This window comes from Lacipirellulaceae bacterium (genome assembly GCA_040218535.1).
Lineage (GTDB): Bacteria > Planctomycetota > Planctomycetia > Pirellulales > Lacipirellulaceae > Adhaeretor.
In genome coordinates this window covers 942,224-954,667 of record JAVJRG010000012.1, presented here as the reverse complement: position 1 = coordinate 954,667, position 12,444 = coordinate 942,224, and the positions used below count along the sequence as shown (strand labels likewise).

Sequence of the window (12,444 nt, the reverse complement as noted above, 5' to 3'; positions counted from 1 at the left end):
TCTTCTGCCTCTTCAAGGAGAATCGCGATGTCCGAAAACACAACGTCGGGTGGCAAGTGGGGGCTAATACTCTTGGCACTTATTGCTATCGGAGCAGCGGCCTGGTATCGCAGTTCCGTAACGGTCGATCCAATCGCCAAGGGAAACAAGACTACCCGGGCCGTGTTTGTTACAGGCGGCTCTGACGATTTTTGGAAACTGACCGCCAAGGGAGCCGAGGCCGCTGCCAAGGAGCACAATGTCGAGCTCGAGGTGAAAATGCCCTCGCAGGCTGAGGGCGCCGACGAGCAGATGCGCATTATGATTGCTCTGCAGGATTCCGAAATCGACGGCTGTGCAGTGAGCCCGCTCGATGCGGACTCTCAAACCCGGCTAATCAATCGCCTCTCCGATAAAATGCACGTCGTCACGTTCGACTCAGACGCTCCACTATCAGAACGCCTCTATTATGTCGGCACCAGTAACTTTCGCGCAGGGCGAATTGCTCACAAGTTGGTCCGCGAAGCTGTCCCCGACGGGGGAAAAGTGGCAGTTTTCATTTCCAATCTAACAAAAAGCAACACGAAGGAGCGGAAACTCGGCTACGAAGAAGCGGAAGTGAAGGCTAACCAAAAAGTCGATAACGACGGCGACGGGCCGAATTGGGAGACCGTTGTGTATGCCATTGACGAAGGCAGTGAGGCAAAGACAAAGGAAAACCTCGCCAAAGCTTTGGAAGAAAACCCAGATCTTGACTGCGTCGTCGGCATGAATGGCTATCACGGAGCGTTATTGCTTCAAGCACTCAAAGAGGCGGGCAAACTCGGCGAGCTCAAGATCATCGCCTTCGACGCTGCTGAAGAAACTCTCGACGGCGTAGCCGAAGGCAACATCCACGCCACCATTGCTCAAGACCCTTACCTCTACGGCTACGAAGCGGTCCGAATGCTAGCCTCCTTACACAACGGGCACGAAAGCCAGTTGCCCCTTGTTGGCGGTGGAGCGGTCAACGTCTTGACCCAGGCGATCGGTAAAGACGATGTCGAAGGCTTCCGAGAAAAACTCAAAAAGCGGCTGAACGGAACCGCGACGAAAGCAGCTGAATCAAAGCAAGAATCCGAAGCGGCATAGCTCTTCGGCTCGCCACGCACAAACCGTGAAAATGTGCCCCTACCCCAGGGTACCTGTGGGTAGGGAGCACGTTTATTCTCAACTAATAGGTTTGCGTACGACGATTGTTCCCTTCGCTTTGTTCAGGGACATGGTTATTGATGTCGGCGATCGCCTCGAACTGCATGCCTCGCTGCATCTGTTTCGGGAAGAATCGATAGATCTGATGCGTCCCCGGTCTGAGGTCTTTGATCGTATGCCGCATCCGCTCGTTGAGCTTCAGTCCGAATTTGCTCTCTAAGTGCAAAGTTGAACGGTCGACCTTCTTCTTGCCATAATTGTGCACTGTCACCCATACTTCCTTCTGCTTTGAGAAGAACTGGATCTTCGTGATCGCCATGTCCGGGCCGTTATTCGTCTGGTCCTCGACCACATGGAAGGCCAAGTTGTTGGTCTCATCCGATTCCTGATTCTTATCAGCAGCGTCGACTCGGACGGACATCGAGACATGGCTCAACAACAGTCCACGCACGTGCAGCAGTTTCGTTCCATTAGGCTCAAGCGAACCGAGGCTGACGTTGCGAACCTTTGTCCCTGCCGCTCCCAGTGAAGAGATCACCAAGCGAGCAGTTGTCGCGTTCGACCTAACTTTGCCGCGGTTTTGAACGGCAATGATCGCCGTGTTCCCTCGGTCGATGACATAGAGCGCAACCAAGTCAGGCTTCGGTTGGAACTGTGGATCGTTGGGGTTGTTCCGTCCTGTCGACGTGCTCGCTTTGGCCGCTTGCCCCTTTGGCAATTGAGAGGACTGTGCCTGTGTGACTTCCTTTGTGTTCCGGTTTAGGCTTTTCGACTGTCGCCCATTCACGGCCTCTGGCAAACGAGCCCGAGAGAATCGCTTCTGGTTTTGAGCCTGCGCAACAGCAGGGCCAACCAAGGCAACGATACCAACCAAAGCTACTAGTAAACTTCTCACTTTTCTGTTCCTCCTCGCGACCGATTCGGTCGCAATCGTCTGTCCCACTCGGCGGCAGGCAACGCCGGCTTATGGAAAATTGTCTCTCTCTGTCAAAGCGGTTAACAGACTCAGACGTTACACCAGTCGCCATCGCAACCCTGGCTTTGACGCGCATTTCAGCGGACTATTTCTACCGCCTCACGCTTGACACTAACGGTGAAGAAAACACCTTGTTTTTCAGCGTCATTTCAACGGCCTGCACCGGTGTCAGAGTGGCTCGAAAAGTGGTAAGTTAAGTGCTTGCTCGGGAGCTAATTCCCTACGCTATCTTTGCACGAAAAAGCACGAACGAAGGACCCCACGCGTGGCGGACGACGATACCAACGACACCAATCCGGAAGACTCCAACCCCACCGACCACGGGGCGAATCTCAACCCCGACGGCACGCCCGGCAACGACGCTGAGGGCAACCCCATCGTGCCGAACTTCGATCCGTCCACCGCCATCGCTGCGCGGCTGTTGGACTTGCCGATCGAAGACGAGCTCAAGGACAGCTACCTCACCTACGCGATGAGCGTGATCGTCTCACGCGCACTGCCCGACGTGCGCGACGGACTGAAGCCCTCGCAGCGGCGCATTTTGGTCGCAATGAACGACCTCAACCTCTCGCCTGGGGCAGGGCGGGTGAAGTGTGCGAAGATCTCCGGTGACACGTCAGGTAACTATCACCCCCACGGTGAAAGTGTCATCTATCCGACCTTGGTTCGCATGGCCCAAGAGTGGAATATGCGGCATGTGCTGGTCGACAAACAGGGCAACTTTGGCTCGATCGCCGGCCTGCCTCCCGCGGCGATGCGATACACGGAGGCCCGTCTGTCGCAAATCGCGTCGATCATGCTCGACGATTTGAAACTCGACACGGTCGACTTCGTTCCCACCTACGACGAACGCAACGTCGAGCCGACAGTTCTTCCATCGAAATTCCCCAACCTGCTAGTCAACGGCTCCGGCGGTATCGCTGTCGGTATGGCGACCAGCATCCCGCCGCATAACTTGGGTGAAGTCTGCCGTGGGGTGATCGCCCTGATGGATAACCCGGAAATTTCCGTTCCTGAGTTGATGGACATCATCCCCGGGCCTGACTTTCCCACCGGCGGTATGATCTGTGGCCGCAGCGGAATTCTGAAGGGCTACCAAACAGGCCGCAGTACCGTGACTGTCCGCGCCCGCACTAGTACCGAAGAGAAGGGTAAGAAGACGCGAATCATCGTACACGAAATTCCCTACCAGCAATCACGCGATGCGGTGATGCTCAAAGTCGCCGCGCTCGCCAACGAGGGCAAGATCGTCGGCATTTCCGACGTTCGAGACGAAAGCGATCTCAAAGAGCCAGTCCGGATCGTCATCGATCTGAAGCGTGATGCCGATCCCGATGTCGTCCTCAACCAGCTCTACAAGTTCTCGCCACTGCAAGACACGTTCTCGATCATCCTGATCGCCCTGGTCGATGGCAAGCCGCGGATGCTTTCGCTCAAGGAGATGCTCGAAGAGTTTCTCCGCCACCGCGTCACGGTCATCCGCCGCCGCACGCAATTCCTCCTCGCACGGGCACGCAAGCGGAAGCATACCGTTCAAGGCTTGCTGCTCGCTCATGCGAATATCGACGAAGTCATCCGCGTCATCCGAGCCTCGAAAACACAGCCCGAAGCTAAGCAGGCGTTGATGCAAATCAAAACCCCAGGCGCACTGCTCAAGCGTGCCTTGGGAGACGAAGGATACTCCCAGTTTCAAGAAGAGCGCGGTGTCGCCGAGGAATATTCGCTTACCCCCGTGCAAGCGGATGCGATCCTGCGCATGACGCTCGGCCAGTTGGTGAACCTCGAGCAAGAAAAACTTGCCGACGAGCACAACAAGCTGCTCGTCGAAATTGCCGATTACGTGGACATTCTTGGTGATCCGCAACGCATCTTCACCATGATTCGTGAAGACTGCGAGATGCTGATCAACAAGCACGCCGACGAGCGTCGCACCGAAATCGACCATGAGGAAATCGGCGATGTCGACATGGAGGACTTGATCGAAGAGGAGACAATGGTCGTCTCGATCAGTCACCAAGGCTACATCAAACGCACCCCGGCCAGCGTCTACTCCGCTCAAAAACGTGGCGGCAAGGGCATCAAAGGCGCGAAGGTCGAAGAGGACGATCCGGTCGAGCATCTATTCGTCACGAGCACACACCACTACTTGTTGTTCTTCACGAACCTCGGCAAAGTTTACTGGCAGAAGGTTTACAACCTGCCGCAACTGTCGCGCGACAGCAAAGGCCGGGCGATTGTGAATCTGTTGAACCTAGATGAGGGAGAGAAGATCGCCGACTGCCGTGCAATCCGCGACTTCGACCGACCAGACCATCATCTCTTGATGGCCACCCGTAACGGTCTTGTGAAAAAGACCGACCTCAAAGCCTATAGCCGTCCCAAGAAAACCGGCATCATCGCCATCAAACTCAAAGAGGGTGACGAACTGATGGACGTCGTCGTCACCGGTCCCGACGACGAGGTGATACTGGCGACTGCTCAAGGAATGGCCATCCGCTTCCGCGCCACCGATGCACGCTCCATGGGTCGTAACTCCAGCGGCGTGAAGGGCATCAATCTCGCCAAGGACGATCACCTCGCCGGCATGGTGGTTGCCGATCCGGAAGCCACGCTGCTGACCGCAACTGAGAAAGGCTTTGGCAAGCGAACCTACTTCGGCCCGAACGCAGATAGTGCCGAAGGCGACAATTCTGTAACGGGTAACGACGACATCAGCAGCAGCAATAGCTACCGCACCCAAAACCGTGGCGGCAAGGGCCTACGCGACATCAAAACGACCGACCGCAATGGCCAAGTCGTCGGCATCTGCCGCGTCGACGAAACCGACGAGCTTCTCATGATGACCGCCCGCGGCAAAATCCAGCGTGTCAAAGTCAGCGACTTCAACGTCATCGGCCGCAACACCCAAGGCGTGAACCTCATGACCCTCGACGCCGACGATTCACTCGCGGCGATCGTCCGCGTGCCGAAGGAAGAGGCGGACGAGGAAGTCGATGCCGTCGCTACGCCTAGCGAGACGGAAGATTCGAGCGGCGAAGAAGAGTAGGGCTTCCTAACCTAGTTGTTTAGGCGAGCCGTACCGAACTATTTCTTCGGCTTCTTTGGCGGGGGCTCTAAGTCGAACGGCAGATCGTTTTCTCCGTCTACGATGTTCGCCTTTAAGTCGGTTGTTTTGCGCGAGGTGTATTTGTACGCCACTCGGCTATGAGATAGCGCCTCTTGCTGCGACATCCCCATCGTGATTTCTTGATCGTAACTCGTGACGCTCACAAGATACTCTCCGGTAGCCAACCCATCACGCGAAGCAGTTCTAACCTCGTATTTTCCATCTGGTCCGATATTGGATACGGCGGGCGGTCCTCCTGCGACCGGATAGAATCCGATTTTTCCATCCGGAATAGGGTTTCCTCCGACACTAACGACGCCGGAGACAGTTGCAGGCAAATCATTACAACCGGCCTGCAAAAGGGCGGCCATTGCAAACAAACAGACGACTAACCGATCAATGGTTTTCGAATTCTTCATAGAGTGTGATTAATCAATCGTCAGCGGACTAATGTGAAGAGTTAAACTGTCAACGCTAGTTATATCGAGCGTAATCCGCGGCTCGCAACGGTCAGAAACTTGTCGAGTTCAGTACCTCATGGCCATCTCGAGTTGAAAGCCACCAATAAACATCAATGTCAATAGACTCAGGGATAAAAGTCACCGAAGCGTCACACTTTGCGAAGTTCGCGCCCCCTGGATGATAGCTGCGGAAACTCTGTACGATTCTCCAATCTCGAGGCGTTGGGGGCTGTGGAAGATAGTTGAGCTGAGTCGAGGTAATGGATGAATTCGAATTCGCGTAGAAGACGGTACTGTGATCGTTGTGCTCTGGAATGTCTTCTCCGATGAGAAGCGTATTCGAGAGTCCATCTTCAATCATCCGAACTTCGGTTGGCTGCCGGTAGTCCGCGTACGACAGAACTCCCAAACTGGGCATCCCAGGCGGCACATACCGAGTTGTTGTTCCTTCATACGTTCGCTCCGTACAATCAAAGATTCCCGGCGGGCAAGGATTGCCGGAGTTGCCCTTATAACTAGTTGTAGCGACAGTTTTACCCGCCCATTGAAATTGCTCGGTCGATAGCTGCTGCACCGAGGCATCAGACGGACACATATAAGTTGGCAATTGAGTCTGCAGAAGCCCCGCATCAAGAACTGCCTGGCGTTGCAGTCCGAGCCCGCTGGATGAAGGCGCATTAAAGAAACCTTCTAGAGCTCCTAAACTGTCGAACTGATCGAAAAGCGATTGCTGCTCCAACTGTGGAAGCAACATCAGTTGCCAGCCTACGCCCGTCTCAAGATTGTTATCTTCAGCGGGAATCTCGCCCTGCTGGGTGTTTCTGCCAAAGCCTCCATAGCTCTCTGGAAAATGCCCCTTGGAGCTTTCGTAAGTCTGCACAGCCAGCGCCATATTGTGCAAATTGTTGATGCACTGCGATCGCCGAGCCGCTTCGCGTGCTGCCTGAACGGCGGGTAGCAGCAAGCCAACAAGCACGCCAATAATGGCGATGACCACGAGTAACTCGACGAGCGTGAAACCTCGGGACCGCGTGGCTGACCGAGACGAGGTATAACTGTATTCCATGGTGAAACCCGCAAAAGCGTGATCGAATGACTTGAGAATAGCGAAAAGAAGAATCTACGAGTGCTGCGAAGCCGCTCAAACGAAGAGACTACTAGGGCATCTGCCGACGCACACTCTCGATGAATAATGTCAGCGAGAATCCCCAGAAGCCTACCATATTCTCTTTTTCTCACCTATCAAAATTTGACCCATGAAGAAAAAACTCCTCTACACCGGCATCTTCCTGCTGCTCGCCCTCGGCTGGTTCCTCTACCAACTCTTCGGCCCCAACGCCAAGGTGCGCTTGGGCCGGACGACCACCTACATCAGCGAACCGCTGGCCGCCGATGGCCTGCCGAACTACGTGCTGGCCCTCGACCAGATGCAGCGCGAAGGGGTGATACCCGAAAACAACGGGGCGGTCCCTTTTCTGCGAGCGATGGGCCCCTGCGAGAACATGAAGCTCGCTGACTTCGCGTTACTCTGTGACGCGGTCGGACTCAACGACGTTAAGCTCGACACCTTCCTCAGCATGCCCCGGGAAGATGGCCAGCTGATGGAGTCGATCGGATTCCGGTTGTCGAAGGACAAAGCGAGCAAACACTGGGACCGAGAGTCGGACGACGAGCCGATCTTCCACACCGAATCAGCCGCTTACGAGTTCCTCGATCTGACGAGAGCCTATCCCTGGGCGGAAACCGATAGTCCGCCACTTGCTAATTGGGTCGCTGACCATCAGCAGCAACTAGACTGGCTAGTCGAAGCCGGCAAGCAACCAGAGTTCTATCTGCCGTCGATTTCTGCGTTGACGAATCCCGAGGAAGAGCTCATCTACCTGCTCTTGCCTTGCGTGCAGGCTTCGCGCGAAGCAGGTCGCGCCTTGATGACGCGCGCGCAACTTCGTCTGGGCGAGGGTGATCTCGAAGGAGCCTGGGGCGACACATTCGCTTGCCTGAGACTTGGCGAACATGTTGGCAACGGCCCCACAATCATTCACAAACTAGTGGGGATCGCCTTGCAAGGAATTGCCTACCGCGCACACGATCATCTGCTCAGCCACGAGGGTCTTACCGAAGCATTGGCACAACAAATTTCCCAAGACCTCTCAGCACTCAAGCCGAGAGTGGACATGGCCAAGGCCATCAACACCGGTGAACGTTTTTTCTGCTTGGATACCACGCTCCGGTTTTGCACGGGCAGACTCGGCGGCACTGACAGCATTGGCGACGGGGTCGAGCAAGTCGCGGCCAAAGCAGCCCTCAATCCCAACCTGATGCTCGAAATCTGCAATCACTGGTACGACCGGCTGGTTGAGGCAGCTCGAATCGAGGACTATCAGCAGCGGCAAACGGCCCTCGACCAAATCAACAACGATCTGCGCGGCCTGCAAGTCGGGAAACCGAAAAAAATCCTCGGGGCGATCTTCAGCACCTCACAACGCTCGCGTACCGTCACCGAAATCCTCTTGAGTCTGTTCCTGCCCGCGGTCAGCGCCGCAACACATGCCGAAGACCGCAGCCAAATGCAACTCGAACTGGCCCAAGTCGCCACGGCACTTGCCATCTACAAACTCCAATACGGCGAATACCCAAAAACACTCGAACCACTAACCGCAGACATTCTCGAAAAAGTCCCCGCGGACCTCTTCGCCGCTGCACCGCTCAACTACCGCCGCGTGGGCGAGGGTTACCTCCTCTATAGCGTCGGCAAGAACGAGACCGACGACAACGGCACGAACACGTACTTCTACAACGACGACGCACCGTTCCGCGTATACAAGGGCGAATGGCTCGACAGCGAGCAGTGGCTGCAAACCGAAGCCGACCCACCAGAGCTCTATGACGAGGGCGACGACCTCATCATCCGGCTCCCCATGCCCAAAATGCAGTGGCATAAAGCCCAGTAGCTCGGCCCTCCAGGGCTGAGTTTGTTTCTGGTTGTGCTTGTCAACGAATTTCACAAATCACACGAATCTTCTTTGCTAAAATAGTAGCAAGCCTATTCAAATCACATTCGTGAGATTTGTGCCATTCGTTGACCAAAGAGACGCATGATGAAACACAACCTCATCTACTCTACCTGTGCGTTGCTCATCCTTTGCTGCCGCCAATCCTACGCGGCAGACCCGCCGCTGAAGATCGAGAAGAGCATCACGTTCATCACCGAACCCCTCGACGAAGAAGGCCTACCTGATTACTTCGAGTTCGTACGGCAAAAAGCCAAAGCAGGCGTCACGGCAGACAACAACGCAGTGGTGCTTCTTTGGCAAGCGCTTGGCCCTCGTGAGATCGAAGAAGAAAAACGAGCCGCCTTCTTCAACGAGCTCGACATGCCCGAGCCGCCGGAGGAAGGCAAATACCTCATCGAACTGGCCGACGAGCATCTCGGGGAGCAGGGCGAAGCCGCTTACAACCATCCCTGGCAGGAAAGCGACTTCCCGCCGCTGGCCGTGTGGTTGCGGGCCAACAGTAAACCACTCGACTTAGCCATCGAAGCCTCGCAGCGTCCGAAGTTCTACGGGCCGATGGTCGCTGAAATTCTCGAAGACGGCCCACCCCTGTTGCTACAGGATCATTCGATGCTCGAAGGCTTACGCGCCTTCACTCGTGGCTTGTGCGTACGAGCAACGCTCCGTGCTGGCGAGGGACGTTTTGCCGCGGCCCACGCCGACCTGATGGCCTGCCGCCGCTTGGCCCGACACGCCAGCAATCAATTCGGAATCGTTGCCTCGCTGGTCGCCATCGCGGTCGAAGGGATGGCCGACAAAGCGCACGTGGCACTCCTACACCAGATGGCTAAACAATCGGTCGCGGTTCCTGAAGGGCTGCTCGCACAAATGCTGACCGACCTCCAATCGTTGCCACCGGCCAAGGAAATGCGACGGGCAATCACTTACGACGAACGCCTGCTAACGCTTGATAGTGCCCTGCAGATGATTCGCCAGCCTCCTAAAAGCCTGCCTGCCGACAAGAAGAATAACGACTGGATTGCCAACCGTGCCGCCTACGATTGGAACTACATCTTCCGCCGGCTCAACGATGATCACGATCTCTATGAGAAAGCCGCCTACGAAGAAGATCCAAAACGTAGTGAGGCATTCTTGGACGAAGTCAACCAACGCGTCGAGAGTTGGAGCGAGATTGGAGAAAGCAAGGCCCTCATGGCTCAGGCACTCATCTCTCCCCAAGCGAGGTCAAAATGGCAATACGCCCGCACGGCCAGCCTGCTTTTTTCCCCCACATGGGCAGCTATGGTGGCAGAACGTCGCGGCATCACAAAACGCCGCCTCTCGATCGTCGCCACCGCGCTGGCTACCTTTCACGCAAAGCGGGGAGAGTACCCTGTGGAGTTACACGAACTGACGCCCGACTTCCTCCAAGAGTTACCTCTCGACCCCGTCTACGAACAAAAGTTCCGCTACTTCCGCCAGAAGCAGGGCTACCTGCTCTACGGCCTAGGCAGCAACGCGGAGGACGACCAAGGCACCTTCCGCGACGAGTACGAAGACCAAACGCACTACGTGATCCAAGGCGAATGGACCACCCACGCCGCCCTGCAAGCCAAACTCGACAACCTCTCCGAAACCGACCCCACCGGCGAGTCCGAAACGTGGGAGAAGTACGAAGGCGACGACCTAGTGATCCGCTTGCCGCTGCCGGAGATTGATTGGCCCCAAGCCAAGTAGCTCGGCCCTCGAGGGCTGAGTCATGCGGGCTTTCTCGTCAACGAATCTCACGAATAGCGCGAATCTTGTTTGGTAGAATAGTGAGCGGTAGCCATCTTCTTTCACTCGCTCGATTCGTGCTTATTCGTTGAGCAACAGATAAGACGCAATGAAACGCAAACTTCTCTACATTGGTATTCCACTGGCACTGCTGCTCGGATGGTTTCTCTACCAACAATTCGGCCCCACTCCCACGCTGAAGCTTGGCAAGAGTACAACCTACATCACTGAGCCTCTGGCTGAGGATGGGCTACCAGACTATGCCGCAGTGATTTTCGCCAAGCAACGAGAAGGCGTCACGCCGGAGAACAATGGAGCTGTGCCATTCTGGCGAGCGATGGGGCCGCAGGATTACAATAATATGGAGCAATCTATGTTTCAGCTTGCCTGCGACGAGATTGGTCTAGAGAACCTTGATACCGGCGCTTTCCTGGTGCCTGCCTACACCGACGATCAAATCTACACGGATTTCGGCTATGTCGCCCCGGAAGTACCAGACGGTGAATATGGCTACGCGGACGACATGGCCGCCTCCGACAAACAGCCATCCGCGATTACGAAAGACTCCATTCAAGCTCTGATCGAATATGCGAAGGAGAGGCCGTGGACAGCGGAGCAATACCCACCGCTGGCAAGCTGGGTCAAACGGAATAACCAAGCGCTCGACTTGCTGGTCGAAGCGGGCAAACGACCAGAATTCTACAGTCCGTCTCCATCGTTTCTCAACGAACCGAACCCTGCCTTGTTATCCTTGTGGCTCACTTCATCACAAGTTGGTCGCTCTGCCTCTCGTGAGCTGAACCTGCGAGGCATGCTACATTTGGGCGAGGGAAGAGTTGAACTTGCTTGGCAAGACTTTTTCGCCATCATGCAGCTGGGAAACCACATTGCCCGTGGAGATACCTGTGTTGAGAAGCTCATCGGTATCGCCATGCGAGATGTCGCGATGAGTTGTCTTGACGATGTATTGAACAGCGAGCAACTTACCGAGCAACTTGCTCGCAAGATCTTGAGTGACCTGCAATCCCTGCCTATGAGAGTCGACATGGCTGGCGCTATCGATCGAGGAGAACGATTCATGTTCCTCGATTCTGCGTTGCGCGTTACCTGCGGGCGATTCGGGGAGCGTGTCTCAATTAACAGTCTCAGCTTCAGCAGTCGTGTACCGAGTCAACTCGAGCGTCTGGCTTGGAAAGGACCAATCGATGCCACCCCTAGTTTGAAGCTGGGCAATCGCTGGTACAATCGCCTCGCCAACGCGGCTCGGATCACTGACCGCAAGAACCGTCAAGCCAAGCTCAAAGAGTTGGACAACGAAATGCAATCGTTGGGCAACGGGAAGGAACCTAGTCTCTTTTCGATTTTTGCTAGCGAATCGGTTCGTAGTCAACAAACTTCCGAGAAGCTCGTTAGCCTATTCCTGCCTGCTCTTCCATCGCTGATGGTCGCCGAAGATCGCCTTCAAGCGAACCTCGAACTACATCGAATAGCCACTGCACTAGCCGTCTATCACCTTGAACAAGGTAGCTATCCGAAAAAGCTAGAAACGCTTGCCCCCACGATTATGGGATCGGTACCTAACGACCTCTTCGCAAATCAGCCCTACCGGTACGATCTTCGAGACGATGGCTATCTCCTCTACAGCATCGGGAAGAACGAAATCGACGACAACGCTACTGATAACGACGGCATTGTACGCAACAGCTTATCATGGCGAGTCATCAATGGTGAGTGGACTCAGGTGCCCAAGGTAGAGTCCCCTGAAAGGAATTCATACTCTGATGGAGCATATGGCGAGGACTACGAAGCTCCAAGCGTCGAGAGTGATCTCCCCGAGGGCGACGACCTCGTCATCCGCATGCCCCTCCCCAAAGTCGAGTGGCCAACATTGCCGCAAGAATAGCCCCGGCTAGAGGGCTCACCACGCGGAGCGTGGTGTTACTGTAACTCCACGCTCCGCGT

Annotated in this window: 8 protein-coding genes; 5 read left to right on the top strand and 3 right to left on the bottom strand. The window is 55.5% G+C overall.

Annotated features, from left to right (window positions below):
• Window positions 1-27 precede the first annotated feature (27 nt).
• The gene (locus RIB44_17935) at window positions 28-1,110 is read left to right on the top strand and encodes a substrate-binding domain-containing protein (GenBank protein ID MEQ8618456.1); all 1,083 of its coding nucleotides are present in this window, start codon (window positions 28-30) and stop codon (window positions 1,108-1,110) included.
• 82 nt (window positions 1,111-1,192) lie between these two features.
• Here the strand turns inward: RIB44_17935 and RIB44_17930 are convergent, their stop codons facing one another.
• Window positions 1,193-2,065 carry a CARDB domain-containing protein gene (locus RIB44_17930; protein MEQ8618455.1) on the bottom strand — a complete coding sequence of 291 codons (873 nt, stop codon included), beginning with the start codon at window positions 2,063-2,065 and terminating at the stop codon, window positions 1,193-1,195.
• Window positions 2,066-2,411: 346 nt separating this feature from the next.
• Between RIB44_17930 and gyrA the strand changes: the two genes are divergently transcribed.
• The gene (gene gyrA / locus RIB44_17925; GenBank protein ID MEQ8618454.1) at window positions 2,412-5,192 is read left to right on the top strand and encodes a DNA gyrase subunit A; all 2,781 of its coding nucleotides are present in this window, start codon (window positions 2,412-2,414) and stop codon (window positions 5,190-5,192) included.
• Window positions 5,193-5,230: 38 nt separating this feature from the next.
• Here the strand turns inward: gyrA and RIB44_17920 are convergent, their stop codons facing one another.
• On the bottom strand, window positions 5,231-5,671 hold the full coding sequence (locus RIB44_17920; GenBank protein MEQ8618453.1) for a hypothetical protein: 441 nt from the start codon (window positions 5,669-5,671) through the stop codon (window positions 5,231-5,233).
• 91 nt (window positions 5,672-5,762) lie between these two features.
• Window positions 5,763-6,779, bottom strand: coding sequence for a DUF1559 domain-containing protein (locus RIB44_17915; GenBank protein MEQ8618452.1), 1,017 nt, complete (start codon window positions 6,777-6,779; stop codon window positions 5,763-5,765).
• A 190-nt stretch (window positions 6,780-6,969) separates the two neighbouring features.
• Between RIB44_17915 and RIB44_17910 the strand changes: the two genes are divergently transcribed.
• The 3 genes from RIB44_17910 to RIB44_17900 all read left to right on the top strand — a co-directional run bounded on the left by RIB44_17910 (window position 6,970) and on the right by RIB44_17900 (window position 12,385).
• Window positions 6,970-8,664, top strand: a complete 1,695-nt coding sequence (locus tag RIB44_17910; protein ID MEQ8618451.1) for a hypothetical protein — start codon at window positions 6,970-6,972, stop codon at window positions 8,662-8,664.
• 147 nt (window positions 8,665-8,811) lie between these two features.
• Window positions 8,812-10,443, top strand: a complete 1,632-nt coding sequence (locus RIB44_17905; protein MEQ8618450.1) for a hypothetical protein — start codon at window positions 8,812-8,814, stop codon at window positions 10,441-10,443.
• A gap of 148 nt (window positions 10,444-10,591) precedes the next feature.
• Window positions 10,592-12,385, top strand: coding sequence for a hypothetical protein (locus RIB44_17900; protein ID MEQ8618449.1), 1,794 nt, complete (start codon window positions 10,592-10,594; stop codon window positions 12,383-12,385).
• Window positions 12,386-12,444 lie beyond the last annotated feature (59 nt).